Raw genomic sequence first — 17,427 nt, forward strand, 5'->3', positions numbered from 1 at the left:
GTTCTTGGGTCGTCGTGAAGACGCCTAGCGCGGGCACGGCCCGTTCAGGCACATCAGCACCGTGCCGGGACCCGCGCGCGACCCCAGGCGGCTGAACTGGGCGTCGCCCGACAGGCTGCCGGCCAGGGCCAGGTCCAGCGGGTCTTCGCCGTTATAGGCCACCACCAGTTCGAACTGGCTGTCGCTGGAGACCCGCGAGTCGGCCCGCTGGACGCCCGGCGTCGCCCGCACGCCGCGCAGGAAGGCCGCGCGGGTCATCGGCGACAGCGAGCCGCCGGTCAGGGTGACGATGGTCTGGCCGCCATAGGTGGCGTTGTTCTTGAAATAGGCCTGGATGCGCGGACCGGCCACGTCGCCGGCGATCACAGCCAGCTTCTGGGCCAGGTTCGCCGAGCAGGCGTCGGCGTTCATGCCGCTGGCCGTCTCCGACACGGTGTCGGCGGCGATGTCCTCGCTGGTCGAGGTGGAATAGGTCTTGAACGAGAACACGCCCGAGCAGGTCATCTCGCCGGTGTTGGCGTTGCGCCCGGCGTCGACCAGCACCACCGCCCCGGCCATGAAGTAGTCGGCCTTGGCGTCGTTGCGGGCGAAGGTGACGTACTTGGCCAGCTCCGCGCTCTTGGTCATGTCGTCCAGGGTGATGGACTTCTTGCCGAAGTAGCGGCTGCGGAACACGTCGTTGTCGAGCACGCGCAGATTATAGTTCTGCATCGAGCCCTTCATGGCGTTGTAGGTCAGGCTGACCTGCGAGGGAGCCTTGGTGCGCGGCTGGTATTTGACCAGGCGCACATAGTCGACGTTGTCGTGGCGCTCGGCCTTGACGGCCATGCTGTCGCTCTGGGCGTAGCGCTCGTTGGCGGCGGCCGAGACCGAGCCGGCCGAGCGTTCGCCATAGGCCCCGCGCGAGGCGGCGTTCTCGCTGTAGGCGGCCCCGCCGCCATAGCCGTCGCGCATGGCGCCCGAGGACCCGGCGCTGTTGGAATAGGCCCCGCCGCTGCTGCTGGCGGCGCTGGCCTTGTAGGCGGCCGACGACGAGGCGGCCGTGCTGGACTTGGCCGCCGCCGAGAAGCTCTCGCCCTCGCGCTTCTTGTAGATCGTCAGTTCAGACAACGGCGCCTGCAGGTCGCGCGGCGTCGTCACGTACTCGTCCATGATCACCAGGATGCTGGACGCGCGGAAGCTGGCGTAGTTGCCGATGCCCGCGTCCACCAGCAGGCGGCGGAAGCTGGCCTCGTCGAGGCTGAGGGTCAGGCCCTGCTCGTAGGCGCCCTTGAAGCTCTGGTTGCTGCTGTCGACGATGGCGTCGTCGCCGATCTGGGCCACGATGCCGTCGATCTGGGCGGCCACCTCGGGGCGGCTGGTCGAGCCCGGGCCCAGCACCTTGTTGATGGCGTAGATCACCGCCTCGCGCTTGGCCGCGGCCATGGCCTGGGCGCGGATCAGGCGGGGGTCCTTCTTGCCCACGGTCGAGACCTGGGCCACGCCCCGCGCCTGGAACTCGGCCGCCAGGACGTTTCCGGACAGGATCGAGGCCGCCGCGACGCCAGCGACGAGCGTAGAAAACATTCTAGAATGCATGGCCTAGTCCCCCAACCGACGGTTTAATTAGAGGCGAACGGCTCGTCCCGAGTCAACCGCGTTTCGGCCACAATTGGGGTTTTCCCGTTCAATGAACGCGGACGTGGCTCTTCAGCACGACCACGCCGTCGGGGCGCCGGATGCCCGGCCACAGGGTGCGGGCGATGGTGTCGCTGATCGGGCTCTCGGCATAGTAGAAGGCGGCCGGGTCCACGCCCGCCCGGGCGCCGACCTCGCCGATCACCGCCGTGTGGCCCGGCAGGCCCAGATCGGCCAGCAGGGTGTCGAAGGCGGCCCGATAGGCGCCCGGATCGCCTTGGGCGGTCAGGCTCTCGCTGGCGATGAACAGGGTGGCGGCCAGGCGCTCGGCGCCCTCCAGCCGGGCCAGGAAGCCCGAGCCGGCGGCGGCCTGCAGCGCCCGTCCGAACGGTTCGTGCGGCGCGTCGAACGCCCTGAGGAAAGCGGCCACAGCCGCCGGCTCGCCCTCGGACGGCGCCGGCTCGGCGGCGCGACGCGGGACAGGCGCCTGGCCCGCCGCCGGGGCCGAGGCCGGCAGCCTGGCCAGTATGTCCTCGATCAGGCCCGCCCGGGCGTCGCGCCACCAGGCCTCGGTCGGGGCGCCCGGTCCATCGGCGTCCGGCCGGCTCCCGGCCGGGGCGGCGGCCATCTCGTCGAGCCGCGCTTCCAGCCGCGCCACCGTCTCGGCCAGGGCCTTGACCCGACCCCGCGCCTTCCGCTGGGCCCGCCAGACCCACAGCCCGCCGCCGATCAGCAGCAGCGTCTCCAGGCCCAGCAGGATCGAGGCCCCCAGGGTCAGGACCGAGAGCGAGCGCGTGCGGGCCTGGACGGCCTCCAGGGCCCGCACCTGCAACCTGCGCCGCTGCAGCTCGGCCGGCGAGGGTTCGGGCGCGACGGCCGGCTTGAGCGCGATCTCGGCCGCGGGCTGGGGCGCGGCCGAGGCGGGCTGGCGCGCCGTCGCCGGACCGGCCGCCAGCAGCAGGGCCAGACCCATGGCGGGCCAAGCTCTCGACAAGGAAAAGCGCGCGCTCATCGGTTCGCCTCCGCCTGCACCCGTTCGACGGCGGCGGCCCGGCTGTCGGCCTCCACCAGCACCGCCTTGGGCTTGCCCCGCGCCTGCACCACCACCAGCCACTGCCGCTCCGGCGCCGCGCGGCGGTCCAGCCGGACGCGGGAAACCACGTCCAGCGGGTCGGCCTGGGGCGGGCCTCGGAAGACCTCGGCGTGCTCCTGCAGCACCAGCTCGCCCAGCTCGGAGGCCTGGAGGATGGCGCGCACGGGATCGGCGTCGTCGACCGGCTCCATCGGCGCGGACTGCCGGCGGTTGTCCCAGACCGGCAGGCTGACCCGGAACTGGTTCAGCGAGGCGTTGCCGCTGAACCGGTAGCGGCCGCCCGACAGCGACTGGTCGGCCAGATACGCCCCGCCCCAGCTGGTGATCGACTTGGCCTCGACCGGATTGAGGCTGAGGATGTGCAGGCCCGCCGCGTCGAAGTCGCTCCACAGCAGGGCGATCAGGGCGCGGGCCAGGGGGAAGGCCCCGCCCCGACCCGACGGGATCAGCCGCATGCCCGGATGGCCGGCGCGCACCCCGGCCTCCTCGCGCAGGTCGCGGGTGAGGTCGGCCAGGGGCTGGTAGTGCACCTCGGCGAACCGGGAGACGATGCGACCCGCCAGGCGCAGGGCGTCGTCCTGGCCGATGGCCACCTCCCCGTCGGCGCCCACCAGGCTCAGCGGCAGCATCAGGTCCAGCCGCGCGGCCACCTGGGCGTCGGCCTCGACCACCGCCCGCAGGGCCGCCTCGACGGCGGCCGCGTCGACGACGGGTCCGGTGAGCACCTCGCGCAGGGTCGAGGCGAAGATCGAGAACAGGCCGTCGTTGAACTGGAACGCCCGCACGGCGCGGGCCATGGCCGCCCGGGCCGCCGGCCCCTTGGCGGCGGGGTCGAACCGCTCGCCCGTCTGCTCCAGCAGCCAGGCGGACAGGACGCCCTCGATCAGGGCCGCGAAGCCCAGGCCCGTGAAGGCGCGCGAGGTGGCCGTGGCCAGGTCGTCGACCCGCCGCACCGTGACCTCGCCGGTCAGGCGCAGCAGCGAGATGTCGGCGCTGCCGCCGCCCACGTCGTAGACGATGATGTGGGCCGCCCGCGACAGGGCCGGGGCCGGCAGGCGCCAGGAGGCCGGCCAGGGCCCGTCGGCCGCCGCGCCCCGCAGGCGGGCCAGCCGCGCCTCTTCCTCCAGGGCCGTCAGCAGCGGCGGCCAGCTCTCCGAGATCAGGGTCTTGGAGCCGAACAGCCTGGGCTTCATGCACGGGGCCGGCAGGCCGGCGGCGCGGAAGGTGTCGACCAGCTCGCGGGTCTGCTTGTCTGTGAAGATGGCCGGGCGGGTGGCGAAGACCACGGTCTTGGCGTCGATGGTCGCGGCGACGTCCGGATGGGTCTCGATCAGATCACGGACGGTGCGCAGGAAGGCCGTGCGCAGCAGCATCGGGTCGATGGTCTCGACCCGCACCGGCTGGCCCAGCCGCAGCCGCTCGCCGATCTGCGTAAAGGTGCGCAGCTCGATGGCCTCGCGCGTCTCCCCCAGCCATTTGAGGTTCTCCACGCGCAGGGCGTCGGGATCGGCGGCGGCGACCTCCTCGGCCTCCTCGCCGAAGAACACCTGGCCCTCCGCGTCGATCACCACGCCCGTGCGCAGGAAGCGCTGGCTGTCGTCGGCGCTGGCCCCCAACGCGCCCAGCTCGACCACCGACGGCGGCCGCTCGACAGGCTGGTAGATCTTGATGGCCCCGTCGCTGATGGCCGCGGCGCTCTCGGTGGTGCCGAAGTCGATGCACAGCCGGGCGCGCAGGGGCTTTTCGGCCCGGATCACCACCTGGAAGTCGGCGTCCACGGTCAGGGCCGCGTCGCCCCGCGCCCCGGCCTCGGCGATCACGCGCACCTCGTAGCGATGGGGTCCCACGGCCAGGGCCTCGCCCTCGGCCAGGCCGTCGGCGGTCATCCAGGGCCGCAGCTCGCCGTGCCGGACCTGCTTGGGCCCCAGCGGATCGCGCCAGGCCAGGGGGATGCGCACGGAGCGCCACTCGCCCTCCCCTTGGCGGCGCACGGCCACCGCGCTGACGCGCAGGGGCGCGCCGCCGTCGTTCTCGATCCGCACGCCCAGCCGCAGCCGGCGTCCGCCCAGGGCGGCCGAGCGGGCGCGCGGCGCGACCATCAGATTGGCCGGGGCCTGGCGGACCACGGTCAGCGGCAGCTCGATGGGGGTCGCACGGTCCTCCAGCTCGATCAGCAGCCGGGCCCGCGCCTCGCCGCGCAGGGCGGCCAGAGCCCGGCGGTCGCCGGGCGAGACGGCGGCGGGAACCGTGGCGCGCTCGCCGGGCAGAAGCTCCTGACGCAGGGGACGGGGCGCGGCCCGGCCCGCGCCGCCCACCATCGCCAGCCGCGCGCTGGTCACCACGGCGATGCCGCCCAGGCTGGTCAGATGCACGGGCACGAAGGCCTCGTCGCCCTCGATCCGCAAGGCGTCGGCCCAGACGGTCGCGCCGGCGCGGATCTCGGCCTTGGGGGCGTTGAAGGCGGCCGTGGCCACCCGGGCCGAGCGGCGCGGCGTGGTCGCCCGGTGGCAGACGAAGACCCCCGCCGACAGCGGCGCCCCGGCGGCGACCACCCGGCTCAGCACCGGCAGGACCAGCCCGCCCTCGCCGTCCAGCACGGCCAGCAGCGGCACGTCGTCGATCGGCGCCGGCGGATCGCGGGTCAGGTCCGAGACGATCAGGTCCAGGTCCTCCCAGCCCGCGCGGGTGGTCGCGTCGCCCGTCGCCAAGGCCATGATCCGCGCCCCGCCGCGCCCCTTGGCCAGGGTCACGGAGAGGGGCGCCAGGAAGGCCCCGCAGCCCCGGCAGAACAGGTCGCCCGCCTCGGCGCGGCGGCGGCAGGCGGCGCAGGTCGGTTCAAGCGGCATCGGGCTTGATCCTCCAGAACGGACCGTCCGCGTCCGGCACGGCCTGCGCCCAGTCGGCGAAGGCGGCGCGCTGGACCTCGACCTCGTCCCGCAGCTCGCCGTGGCGGGCGCTGAGCATGCGCGAGGCCTGGGCCGCCGCGCGGCGCCATTCGGCCGTGCGGATGGCGTCCTGCCCCGCCGCCGCCCGGTCCAGCAGCACGATCAGCCGGGCCAGGGTGGCGCCGTCGGCCTGGTTGTTGAGGAGGTCGGCCACCTGCCCGGCCAGCTGCCGGTCGTCGCGGTCGGGCGAGGCCAGGGTGCGGATGGCGCGGGGGGCCAGGCCCAGCGACTGGGCGAACGGATAGTCGCCGTCATAGTGGCTGTAGACGATGGCGTGGCCGCCGTCCTTGGCTTCCGGCCAGGCCAGGCCCGAGGCCAGGGCCAGGGCCAGGGTCTGGATCGCGGCCGAGCGCGCCCGGCCCTCCTCCACGCCCAGGGGCACGATGTCGGCGTAGCGCTCGATGTCCAGGTCGCCGTGCAGCCCGGCCATGCCCTCGGCCTCGACGGCCAGGCGGGCCTGATAGGCCTTGCGGTACGCGGCGATCTCGACGATCGCGGTCAGGGGGAAGCCCAGGCTCTGGGTGTGCAGATAGGCCGCGTCGGCCGGCCCCTCCACCACCTCGGGCGCGTGCGGCTTCAGGGCCGCCTGGAGGGTGGTCTCGAAGCGGCCGCGGGGACCCGCCGCGCCACGCTCGTGCAGGGCCAGAAGGATCTGGGCGGCCGGGGCCTCGGCGGCCCAGTCGTCCGCCCCGCCCGCGCGCAGGGCCAGGCGCGGCGCGCCGGCCTTGGCCCACAGCGCCAGCTCGCCGCGATAGGGCTGGCCGTCCGGCGCCCCGTCGTGACGGGCGGCGAAGGCGGCCGGGATGTCGCTGGCCCGCGCGGTCAGCTGGGAAAGCTCGGCGTCGACGAAGGCGGCCAGGCGGGTCAGCATGGCCTCGTCGCCGCCGTCGCGCAGCACGCCCGCCAGGACCCACAGCGAGGCCGACGGCCGCCCCTCCGCCTCGGCGGCGTGGAACCGGCGCTCCAGGGTGGCGGCGAAGGCGTCGTCGCCCACGCCGCTGGCCGAGGCGCCCGCCGCGTCCAGCCGGATGCTGCGGGTGGAGCTGACCCCCTGCTGGGCGGAGACCAGGCGCTGGCCGATGCCGGACTTCATCCGGGCCAGGGCCGAGCGCAGGTCGGCCAGGCGGGCCTGCAGGCTGGCCACCAGCTCGCGGCCGCTGTCGCCGGGCTGGCCGATCAGTTCGCGCGCGGCCCGGCAGGTGACGGCGATCCGCTGGTCGGTCAGCAGGTCCAGCTCGGCCAGCAGGGCGGTTCCGGCGGCCTCGACGGCCACCTCGGCGACGGCCCGGCGCACCCGGGGAGCGCGGCTGTCCAGATAGCCCAGCAACTTCTCCGTCCGTGTACGGAACAGGTCCAGGCGCTCGCGCCGAAGACGGGCCGAGGCCTCGGCCGCCTGGGCGATCTCGCCATAGCGGCGATAGAGAATCTCCAGCGCCGCCACGGCGACGGGGAAGCGGTCGCGCTCGTCGCCCAGGGCCGTGGTCACCAGGGTGTTCAGCCGCGCCTCGATCCGCGCGAAGACGGCCTGGCCGTTGGTCTTCAGCAGGGCGTCGAACGAACCGACGTCCTCGGCCAGCCAGGCGCGATGCAGTTCGTCCCGCGTCGCCAGCAACCGCGCGGCGAAGGCGGCGTCGGCGGGCTGGGCCAGCAGGGCCTCGGCCTCCTTGCCCCACAGCTCGGCCATGGCCCGGCCGGCGGTGCGGCCCGCGTCGGCCTGGATGGCGGCGTAGAGCGCCTTCAGCTTGGCGCGGCCGGGCTTCTCCTCGCCCAGATAGAGGTCGTCGCCCGCGATCAGGCGGTCCACCCGCTCGGGACGCACGGCCGGCTCGGCCAGCCAGCGGGCCAGCAGGCGCGACACCGCGCCCTCGCCGCGATCCAGCGCCCCTTGCGGGGCGTAGATCCGCGCCAGGCCGAACGCGCCGTAGCGGCACGACAGGCCCTGGGCGAGGCCGTCGTCCGGCTCGTCGTCCAGGGCGATGCGGACGGTGCGGGCCAGGCTCCCGGCCGCGGCGTCGAGGTCCTGGCGGATGCGGCTCGACAGCGCGGCGTGATGGCCGCCGTGCCGGACGAACAGCTGCTCAGCGACCAGTTCCAGGGTCTCGGCCGGATCGGCCTCTTCGTCGCCCTCGGGACCGACCAGCCAGGTAATGTCGAAGACGGGACCTTCGATGCGGCGGGGCGCGTCGAACTCGGCGCGGGTCCAGGCGGCGGTGAAGCCCGGCGCGGCGCCGGTCTCGTCGGCGCGGCTGTGGTGTTCCAGCTCCAGCAGGGCCGCATAGCCGCTGGCATGGGCCGGCGCGCCCTCCGAACGGTCGAACAGGCCCGGCAGCAGGACCACGGCCTCGCTGGACAGCCCCTCCGGCCGCAGGTCGCGCAGCAGGAAGCCGAGGTCGATCAGCATGCCCGAGCCCAGCCCCCCGGCTAGGGAGGCCACGACCTTGACCTCGACCGGGCCGCCGTCCGGCGCCAGGGCGTTCAGCTTGGCGGCCAGCCCCTCGCGGATCGCGCGGTAGTTCTGGAAGAAGGCCAGCCGCCCCAGGGCCCGCACGCCGGTGGCGCCGGCCAGGGGGTGGACCGGCCGCACCGCCGGGTCGAACCAGGCGCCCACGTGCGGGAAACGCTTGGGCCGCTCGCGGATCTCGGCCAGGTTGGCCATGTCCAGCGGCGCGGCGACGTGCTCGCCGGGAGCCAGGGCGACGGCGGCGGGCTGGGCGAGGTCGCCCGGCTTTTCGCTGTCGACGCACAGGAAGGCCACGTGCGGCGGGGCGGCCGCGCCGGTCTGGTCGAACAATCGCCGCCGCAGCAGGCTCAGCACCTGGGCGCCGACGCCGCCGAGACCGATGAAGAGGATGGGCCGTGCGGTCATGGCGTCAGACCACCGCCTGCAGGACGAAGGCCCGCGCCAGCAGGGCCACGATCGCCAGCATGGCCGGCGCGACCATCGCCCGGGGCCAGGCCAGGCGGGCGGCGGCGACCAGGGCGATCATGCCCAGGAACAGCCAGCCGAACGGGGCGGCCGCGTCCAGGGTCAGCACCACCCCGGCGCAGGCCAGGGCCACCGTCAGGGCGGCCAGGCGGATCTGGCGCGGCGAGCGGCCGTCGCGCAGCCCCGGCTTCAGCCCCCGGCGGAAGGCGACGATGTAGATCAGCACCGCCAGCGGCGTGGCGCTGAGCGCGGTCAGGGTGGTCAGGCCGAACTGGGGACCGTGGAACGAGAAGAAATCGTAGGGCATCAGCGAAGCGTCCCCGGGGTCAGGGGGCAGCGCCAGGCCACCAGGCGCGAGCGCCACAGCATGGCGGCCCAGGCCTCGTCGCCGACCTCGAGCGGCGGCAGCCAGACGGCGGGACGCAGGACGTCGGTGGTGGCCGGCAGGCGCGGGTCCGGTCGCGGCGCGCCATGGGCCTGGCCGACGCCGTGCACGTGGAAGCCGGCGCCGGTCTCGCCGCGATAGGCCAGCAGGACCTCGTCCTCCAGCCCCAGGCCCGCGCCGTGCAGCGGCGGGGTGTCGGCGACCCGCGACATCAGCCGGCTGCCGACGGCGTTCCAGGTGATGGTCAGGGTCTCGCTTTCGCAGAAGGCCACGCACGCGCCGGTGCGGGTCATGACCAGGGCGCGGGCGGCGTGGGCCCGCAGCGGCAGGGCGAAGCCGGTCAGGGCCGCGCCGTCCCAGACCACCACGGCCTGGTCGCCGCCCAGTCCCGTCAGCCAGGGCCGCCCCACGCGCCAGGGCGGCTGGAAGCGCGGCGCCGGCGGGCCGGACGAAACGGTCTCCAGCGGCGCGGGGACCAGGGCCGTGACCACCCCGTCCTCGATCACCGCCGAGCGGCGGCGGCCCAGCAGCAGCACGACGCCCCGGCCCGGGGTCTCGGAATCCACCGCCAGCTCCAGGCTCTCGTCCCCGGCCGGAGCGAAGTCGCGGATCGAGGCGACCAGGGCCATGGCCGGGCCGCCCGGCCCGGCCAGGATCCGCACCTCGTCGGCCTGGCGCACGGCCAGCCACAGCTCGCCCGAGGCGGCGACGGCGGCCGCGACGATCTCGCCCGGCGGCGTCCAGCCGGACGGGGCCGCGCCCGGCGTCCAGGTCGCCACCTGGCCGGCCGACACGGCGAAGACCCCCAGCGGCCCGCCCAGCAGGGGGGCCACCAGCTTGCCCGCGCCCGTCGCCGGGCCGGCGGGGGTGAAGACCAGGGCCCCGTCGCGGACCTCCAGCGTCACGAACTCGCCGGTGCGGCCGTCGTCGCGCAGCCCCACCACCGTCTCGCCGCAGGCCGCCCAGGACAGCAGGGCGCTGTCGGCCACGAACGGACCGTGGGCGCCGGGACCGGCCAGGCGCGACCAGTCGGCCGCCGCCGCCGGACCCATGTCCAGCCGTCGGCCCACCACCGTCGGCGTCGGGGCGCCGCAGGCCGCGCAGCAGCGGTCGGCGGCCCGCGCCGGGCGCCCGCAGTCGGCGCAGATACGCAGCGCCACGTTCATAGGCCCGCGTCGCAGCTGAGCGCGCCGGGACGCAGGGCCACCACCGGACCGTTCGGCCAGAAGGGCGCGGGCTCGCCCCCGGCCGGGAGCGGCGGCGCCTGGCCCTGGCGGGCCTCGACCAGGAACTTGTGGAACACCCCGGCCGCGGTGTGACCCGACACCGGCTGGAACTTGGCCGGCTTGCCGGGCGCGCGGTCCTGGCCCAGCCAGACCGCCACCACCAGGCCGTCGTCGAAGCCGACGAACCAGCCGTCGCCCAGCTTGTTGGTGGTGCCGGTCTTGCCCGCCACTCGCAGGCCGGGCACCTCGGCCTCCTTGCCGGTGCCGGCGGTCACCACGCGGCGCAGCATGGCCCGCATCTCGCCGGCGATCCTGGGGTCCAGGGCCCGGACCGGCGGCGCATGGGCCAGGGTCTCGGTGTCGCCGACGCTATCGACATAGCCGGCCACGCCGTAGGGGGCGACGGCCAGGCCGCCGTTGGCGAACGGGGCATAGGCGGCGGCGATGTCCAGCAGGCGGATATTGGCCTGGGCGCCCTCGCCGATCCAGGCCAGCCGGTCGCCGGACGGGAACGGATGGGTGGTCTGGCCCGCCCCGATGAACTTCATCCCGACCCGTTCGGACAGGTTGTTCATGGCGTCGGCCCCGACCTGCTCGCCCAGGCGGATGGTCACCCGGTTGCTGGAGTTCTGCAGGGCCTCCCACAGGGGCATGCGTTTGGGATCGGCCTTGTAGGCGTTGCGCGGACCGCCCGGATAGGGGGCGTCGTCGCAGAGGCTGCCGGGGGTGGCCCCCGCCTCGAGGGCGGCGGTGTAGAGCAGCGGCTTGAGCACCGAGCCCGCCGGCCGGCGGCCCTCGGCGGCCAGGTTGAACGAGTCGCCGGGCCGGCGGCCGGGGATCATGGCCCGCACCGCGCCGGTGCGCGGGTCCAGCGCCACCAGGGCGCCCTGGACGTCCGGCGGGGCGATGGCCAGGGCCTCGCGCCCGGCCTTCATCAGGCGGGGGTCCAGGGTGGTGCGCACCGTCAGGTCGCCGTCCTGGGGCAGGCCCTCGCGGGCGTAGCGGTGCAGCCAGCGGGCCACCACCGAACCGGCCGGTTCGCGCGGTTCGACCACCATGGTGCGGTTCTCGGCGAGGGCGGCCTTCTCCTGGTCGGACCCGATCATGCCCTGGTCGCGCATGGCGTGGATGACGTTGGCGGCCCGCACGCGCGGCAGGTCTTGATCGCAGGCCTCGTAGTTCACGCCCAGCGGCGAATAACAGGTGCCCTTGAGAGCGGCGGCCACCCGGGCGGCCTGAGCGATGGACAGCTGGTCCAGCTCCTTGCCGAACCACAGACGGGCGGCGTTCTCGACCCCCGGCTTGCCCGGATAAGGCTGGACCACCTGGAAATAGACCGCCAGCAGCTGGTCCTTGGTGTTCTCGCGGGTGAACTTATAGGCCAGGTCGATCTCGTAGATCTTGCGGCACGCGGTGCGTGACACCTTGCAGACCAGCGGCGTCTTGATCCGGAACGGACGCTCGACCTTGGGCGCCGTCTTGCCCTTCTCCACCTTGACCGGCGGCGGAGGCGGCGCGTCCTCCCAGGTCTCGGCCTTGTCCAGCTGGTAGACGTTCTTGGCCAGCTGCATGGCCAGGGTCGAGCCGCCGCCTTTGCGGAAGGCGTCCTTGACGATGCGCGCCAGGGCCATCAGCGAGACCCCGTCGTTGCTGTAGAAGCTGCGATCCTCGATGGCGACGACCGCGTTGAGGGAGTTGGGATTGGTCGCCCGCAGATGGGCGACGTTCGGACGCGGCGCGCCCTCGCGGCCCAGCAGGCCGCCCTCGGTGTCCAGATAGTGGATGGTGCGCTGGGACAGCAGGGCCGCCACCTGGTCCTGCTTGGGCAGGGCCGCCTGCAGGCTGATGAAGATCGCCGCCAGGGCCACGCTGCCCACGATGATCGCCGCCACGGCGGGGACCTCGAGCCGGTGCCAGGGTTGCGACAACAGCCATTTCAGACCGCTGCGGCGTTCGGGCCGCTCCAGCACGCCCTCGGCCGGATAGTCCTCTTCGCCGCCCGCGATCCGGCCCAGTACTCGGTCCAGTATTTCGCCGCGCAAGACCAGGAGCCGGCCCACCAGCGCCCGGCGCGGCGCCGGCTCATCGTAATCGGCGGTCATCCCCGTCCCCCTGCGGTGATTTGACCGGCAGGGGGCTTGGCTTGTCAACCTGCGAGCGAGGCTGAAACCGGAGTTTGTGAGCCCTGGCGCCTTAGGACCGCTCGACCTGGCTGACGTCGCGCACCGCGCCGCGCGCGGCGTTGGTGGTCATGGCCGCATAGGCGCGCAGGGCGGGCGAAACCTCGCGCTGGCGGTCCAGCGGCTTCCAGGCGTCCTTGCCCCGGGCCAGCTGGGCCTCGCGGCGCTGCGCGATCACAGCGTCCGGCAGGTCCAGGGTGATGCCGCGGTTGGGAATGTCGATGACGATGGGGTCGCCGGTCTCGACCAGGGCGATCAGCCCGCCCTCGCCGGCTTCCGGCGAGACGTGGCCGATCGACAGGCCCGAGGTGCCGCCCGAGAAGCGGCCGTCGGTGATCAGGGCGCAGGCCGCGCCCAGGCCCTTCGATTTCAGATAGGTGGTCGGGTACAGCATCTCCTGCATGCCCGGCCCGCCCTTGGGGCCCTCGTAGCGGATGACCACCACCTCGCCGGCCTTGACCTGGCCGCCCAGGATGCCGCTGACCGCCGCGTCCTGGCTCTCATAGACCCGCGCCGTGCCGTTGAACGTCAGGATCGACTCGTCGACCCCGGCCGTCTTCACGATGCAGCCCTCGGGGGCCAGGTTGCCGAACAGCACGGCCAAGCCCCCGTCCTTGGAGAACGGGTGCTCGACCGAGCGGATGACGCCCTTCTCGCGGTCGGTGTCCAGCTCCTCCCAGCGGGCGGCCTGGCTGAAGGCGATCTGGGTGGGCTTGCCGCCGGGCGCGGCGCGGAAGAATTCGCGGGCCGTGGCGCTGTTGGTGCGGCCGATGTCCCAGCGGGCCAGGGCCTCGCCCAGGGTGGTGGCGTGGACGGTGGGCTGGCTGGCGTCGATCAGCCCGCCGCGCTCCAGCTCGCCCAGGATCGCCATGACGCCGCCGGCGCGGTGGACGTCCTCCATGTGCACGTCGCTCTTGGCCGGGGCCACCTTCGACAGGCAGGGCACGCGGCGCGACAGGCGGTCGATGTCGGCCATCGAGAACTCGACCCCGCCCTCGCTGGCGGCGGCCAGCAGGTGCAGCACGGTGTTGGTCGAGCCGCCCATGGCGATGTCCAGGCTCATGGCGTTCTCGAACGCCGCCCGGGTGGCGATGCCGCGCGGCAGGGCCGTGGGGTCTTCCTGCTGGTACCAGCGCTGGCACAGGTCGACGACCAGCCGGCCGGCCTCCTTGAACAAAGCTTCCCGATCAGCGTGGGTGGCCAGGACCGAGCCGTTGCCGGGCAGCGACAGGCCCAAGGCTTCGGTCAGGCAGTTCATCGAATTGGCCGTGAACATGCCCGAGCACGAGCCGCAGGTCGGACAGGCGGCCTTCTCGATCGCGGTGACTTCCTCGTCCGTGTACTTGTCGTCGGCGGCCACGACCATGGCGTCGACCAGGTCCAGAGCGCGGATCGCGCCCTTGATCTGCACCTTGCCGGCTTCCATCGGCCCGCCCGAGACGAAGACCACCGGGATGTTCAGCCGCATGGCGGCCATCAGCATGCCGGGGGTGATCTTGTCGCAGTTGGAGATGCAGACGATGGCGTCGGCGCAATGGGCGTTGACCATGTACTCGACACTGTCGGCGATCAGCTCGCGGCTGGGCAGCGAGTACAGCATCCCGCCGTGGCCCATGGCGATGCCGTCATCGACGGCGATGGTGTTGAATTCCTTGGCCACGCCGCCGGCCGCCTCGATCTCGCGGGCGACCAGCTGGCCCAGGTCCTTCAGGTGCACGTGGCCCGGGACGAACTGGGTGAAGCTGTTGGCCACCGCGATGATCGGCTTGCCGAAGTCCTCGTCCTTCATGCCCGTGGCGCGCCACAGGCCCCGGGCGCCGGCCATGTTGCGGCCGTGGGTGGAGGTGCGCGAGCGATAGGGAGGCATGGGAATAATCTCAATGTTGGACGTGGGGTTTTTACGCCCCCGGACAACGCTCTCAAAATATATTAAAAGCGCTCTATTAGGTCGTTGGATATATCAAATGGATACCCGCCAGCTGCGCCATTTCGCGGCGGTCGCCGACACCCTGCACTTCGGCCGGGCGGCCGAACGGCTGAACATGACCCAGCCGCCGCTCAGCCAGTCGATCATGGCCCTGGAGCGCAGCCTGGGCGCGCCGCTGTTCGTGCGCACCAAGCGCAGCGTGCGCCTGACCCCGCTGGGCGAGCAGTGGCTGCCCCAGGTGCGCGCGGCCCTGGACGGGCTGGACGCCCTGCCCGCCAGCGCCGCCCGCCTGCGCGACGGCCTGGCCGGCCACCTGTCGCTGTCGTTCGTCAGCACCGCCGACTACAGCCTGCTGCCCGATCTCGTCCGCCGCTACGCCGACGCCTTTCCCGAAGTGGAGATCCGCCTGATCGAGGCCACCAGCGACGTGCAGATCCCCGCCCTGGTGGCCGGCGAGCGCCATGCGGGCGTGATCATCCCGCCCGCCGACCGCGGCCTGCCCGCGCCCCTGGCCTATAGACGTCTGGTGTCCGAACCCCTGATGGCGGCGGTGCCGGCGGCCTGGATCGACAGCGGCCGCCTGCCGGTGGGGCCGGACGGCGTCCTGGCCCCCGAGGCTCTGACCGACGCGCCGCTGATCCTGTTTCCCCGCACCGTCGCCCCGGCCTTCCACGACCTGGTCACCACCTATTTCGCCGCCCGGGGCCGCCCCGCCCGGATCGTGCAGGAGGCCATCCAGATGCAGACCATCATCAGCCTGGTCTCCGCCGGCCTGGGCGTGGCCCTGGTCCCGGCCTCCCTGCGCAACCTGGCCCGCGCCGGCGTCCGCTACGTCGAGATCCAGGACCCGCCGACACTGGAGACGGGCCTGGCCTGGCGACGGGACGACGAGACACCGACGTTGCGGGAGATGCTGCGGTTGGTGGAGTAGGGAGCCATCCCCTTCACGTCCGTCATTCCCGCCCTTGTGGCGGGAACCCCTGGTTCAGCCTGCAAGTGAAATGCCTTGGCGCGCTAGCGCGCCACCCTCACGCACCTGCGGCGGATAGAGGGGTTCCCGCCACAAGGGCGGGAATGACGATGAAATTGAGAGATCGCGTAACCTCTAAACCGCCGGCGTCTCGCCCCGCGCGATCCGGGTCTCGATCTCGGCCAGGATCGGCGCCAGGTCGGTGACGCTTTCGACGACGTAGTGGGCGCCGGCGTCGTGGAGGGCCCGGGCCGAGGCCTCGATGCGGGCGGCGCGCTCTGCGGGGGGCAGGGCCGCCAGGGCGTTCTGGTCCAGGCCCACGCCGTTGCCCGAGGCCGACAGGCCCACCGTCCAGGCGCCGGCCTCCAGGCCTTCGCCGATCCCGACCGTGGCGTCGTCCACCTTGACGCAGGCGCGGGCGGGCCAGGCGCCCAGCTCGACCAGGGCCTTCCACAGCATCAGGGGCGAGGGCCGCCCCGCCGCCGTCTCGCCGGCGCAGATCACCACGGCCGGCGCATAGCCCTGCTGGGCCGCCAGGGGCAGGATGTCGGCCATCATCGGGCGGGTGTAGCCGGTGGTCGAGCCGATCTTCACGCCCCGGGCGGCAAGGTCGGCGGCCAGCTCGGCCGCGCCGGGGATCAGTTTGGCGCAGTCGCGGGCGGCCGCGCGCATCATCGGCTCGACCGCGTCGTGCAGGCGGTCGACGTCGGCCTCGGAAGGCTCGGCGCCGTGACGCTCCGCCCAGGCGGCGGCGATGCGCGGCAGGGCCAGCAGGGCCCGGACGTGATCGCGCTTGGCCTTGCCCATGTCGGCCCGGGCCTCGGTCTCGGTGATCTCGACGCCCGCCTGGGTGAACACGGTCCGCAAGGCCGTGACCGGCGCGCGGCAGCCGAAGTCGATCATGGTGCCGGCCCAGTCGAAGACGACGGCCTGGATGGGGCTCTGGCTCATGCGGCGGCTCCTTGCGGCAGGTCGTAGAGGCCGGCGATCACGTCCTCGGCCAGGCCGAAGGCGGTGGAGGCGCCGGTGCCGCTGGTCACGGTCACCAGGCGCACGCGCGGCAGGGGGGCCTCGATCAGGCTGTGACCACGGGCCGAGGCGTAGGTTCCGGTCCAGCGTTCCAGCACCGGCGGCGGGGCCCGGCCGAACACCTGGGCGAACTCGTCCAGGATCAGGGCGTCGACATCGTCGCGGGCGAAGGGGTCGGGCGTGGGGGCGTAGTGGTGGCTGTCGCCGACCACCAGCGAGCCGTCGGCGCTTTGGGTCACGATCAGGTGGACGCCATGCTCCAGATGCTCGGCCTGCTCGGCCTCCAGCCGCGCACGCAAGGCGCCCGCCTGAGGCAGGTCGGCATAGCCCAGGTAGCGGACCAGGCCGAGGTCGGACATCACCGGCGCGGGCAGGCGCCAGCCCGGATCGGCCAGGCGCAACATCTGCAGCTTGCAGCGCGTCACCTCGGCGCCGGCGAAGGTGTCGGGGAAGAGGGTCACCAGGTCGTCGCCCGGGCAGACGACGATGGCGTCGGCGCGGACGGTCCCGGCCGAGGTCTCCAACCGGCCGGTCTCGACGCCGCGCACGGCCACGCCGCGCAGGAAGGTCACGCCGTGGGTCGCCGCCAGCCAGGCGGCCAGGCGCGGGATGGCGGTGCGGGACTCCACCCGCAGGTCGACCGTGCTGGTCAGGGCGCCCAGCACCTGGCCGCCGGCCGGCAGGCGATCGGTCAGGTCGCCGGCCTCGCGCCAGCCGCAGCCCTGCGCCATCTCGGTCTCCAGGAAGGCCTCCAGCACCGCCCTCGCCTCCGGACGACGGGCCACCATGGTCAGGCCGCGCTGCAGGACGGCGATCCCGGCCGGGCCGGCGACCTCGTCCCAGACCCGGGCCGAACGCCGCGCGCGTCGCCACACCTCGCCCCGCGCCTGGCCGGTGACGGTGACGAAGCCGAAGTTGCGCACCGAGGCGCCGTTGGCCTGGGCGTCGCGGTCGATCACCGCCACCCGCTTGCCCAGCCGGGCGGCGGCCAGGGCGTGGGCCAGGCCCACAATGCCGGCGCCGACCACGGCCAGATCGAATTGCTGTTCCAAGGACGTGTTCCGGGATCGGAGGAAGAACGCGAGCCTCCTCCCGTTATCCCCGCCGTGAAACAGATTGGTGACGCCCC

The 17,427-nt window shown here is 73.6% G+C and carries 11 protein-coding genes; 1 reads left to right on the forward strand and 10 read right to left on the reverse strand.

The annotated features are described in order from the left end of the window. Positions 1 to 24: 24 nt before the first annotated feature. From AC07OA_RS01770 to ilvD, 8 genes are all read right to left on the reverse strand, one after another. Positions 25 to 1,566, reverse strand: a complete 1,542-nt coding sequence (locus tag AC07OA_RS01770; RefSeq protein ID WP_494662042.1) for a hypothetical protein — start codon at positions 1,564 to 1,566, stop codon at positions 25 to 27. Positions 1,567 to 1,666: 100 nt separating this feature from the next. Next, on the reverse strand, positions 1,667 to 2,590 hold the full coding sequence (locus AC07OA_RS01775; protein ID WP_494662043.1) for a hypothetical protein: 924 nt from the start codon (positions 2,588 to 2,590) through the stop codon (positions 1,667 to 1,669). A 35-nt stretch (positions 2,591 to 2,625) separates the two neighbouring features. Beyond that, on the reverse strand, positions 2,626 to 5,556 hold the full coding sequence (locus AC07OA_RS01780) for an Hsp70 family protein (protein WP_494662044.1): 2,931 nt from the start codon (positions 5,554 to 5,556) through the stop codon (positions 2,626 to 2,628). Beyond that, positions 5,546 to 8,521, reverse strand: coding sequence for a tubulin-like doman-containing protein (locus AC07OA_RS01785; protein ID WP_494662045.1), 2,976 nt, complete (start codon positions 8,519 to 8,521; stop codon positions 5,546 to 5,548). The genes AC07OA_RS01780 and AC07OA_RS01785 overlap by 11 nt, the downstream gene beginning before the upstream one ends. A gap of 4 nt (positions 8,522 to 8,525) precedes the next feature. Beyond that, positions 8,526 to 8,888 carry a hypothetical protein gene (locus AC07OA_RS01790; RefSeq protein ID WP_494662046.1) on the reverse strand — a complete coding sequence of 121 codons (363 nt, stop codon included), beginning with the start codon at positions 8,886 to 8,888 and terminating at the stop codon, positions 8,526 to 8,528. Beyond that, positions 8,888 to 10,132, reverse strand: a complete 1,245-nt coding sequence (locus AC07OA_RS01795) for a hypothetical protein (RefSeq protein ID WP_494662047.1) — start codon at positions 10,130 to 10,132, stop codon at positions 8,888 to 8,890. The genes AC07OA_RS01790 and AC07OA_RS01795 overlap by 1 nt, the downstream gene beginning before the upstream one ends. Further along, on the reverse strand, positions 10,129 to 12,294 hold the full coding sequence (locus tag AC07OA_RS01800) for a transglycosylase domain-containing protein (protein ID WP_494662048.1): 2,166 nt from the start codon (positions 12,292 to 12,294) through the stop codon (positions 10,129 to 10,131). The genes AC07OA_RS01795 and AC07OA_RS01800 overlap by 4 nt, the downstream gene beginning before the upstream one ends. A gap of 91 nt (positions 12,295 to 12,385) precedes the next feature. Beyond that, positions 12,386 to 14,239 carry a dihydroxy-acid dehydratase gene (ilvD, locus tag AC07OA_RS01805; protein ID WP_494662049.1) on the reverse strand — a complete coding sequence of 618 codons (1,854 nt, stop codon included), beginning with the start codon at positions 14,237 to 14,239 and terminating at the stop codon, positions 12,386 to 12,388. A gap of 97 nt (positions 14,240 to 14,336) precedes the next feature. Here ilvD and AC07OA_RS01810 point away from each other — a divergent pair, with 97 nt between their 5' ends. Beyond that, the gene (locus AC07OA_RS01810; RefSeq protein WP_494662050.1) at positions 14,337 to 15,230 is read left to right on the forward strand and encodes a LysR family transcriptional regulator; all 894 of its coding nucleotides are present in this window, start codon (positions 14,337 to 14,339) and stop codon (positions 15,228 to 15,230) included. Positions 15,231 to 15,404: 174 nt separating this feature from the next. Here the strand turns inward: AC07OA_RS01810 and phnX are convergent, their stop codons facing one another. Together phnX and AC07OA_RS01820 are read right to left on the reverse strand one after the other, a co-directional pair. Next, positions 15,405 to 16,220, reverse strand: coding sequence for a phosphonoacetaldehyde hydrolase (gene phnX / locus AC07OA_RS01815; protein WP_494662051.1), 816 nt, complete (start codon positions 16,218 to 16,220; stop codon positions 15,405 to 15,407). Next, on the reverse strand, positions 16,217 to 17,350 hold the full coding sequence (locus tag AC07OA_RS01820) for a TIGR03364 family FAD-dependent oxidoreductase (protein WP_494662052.1): 1,134 nt from the start codon (positions 17,348 to 17,350) through the stop codon (positions 16,217 to 16,219). The genes phnX and AC07OA_RS01820 overlap by 4 nt, the downstream gene beginning before the upstream one ends. Positions 17,351 to 17,427 lie beyond the last annotated feature (77 nt).

It is taken from the genome of Caulobacter sp. GW821-FHT09B08 (assembly GCF_059418225.1).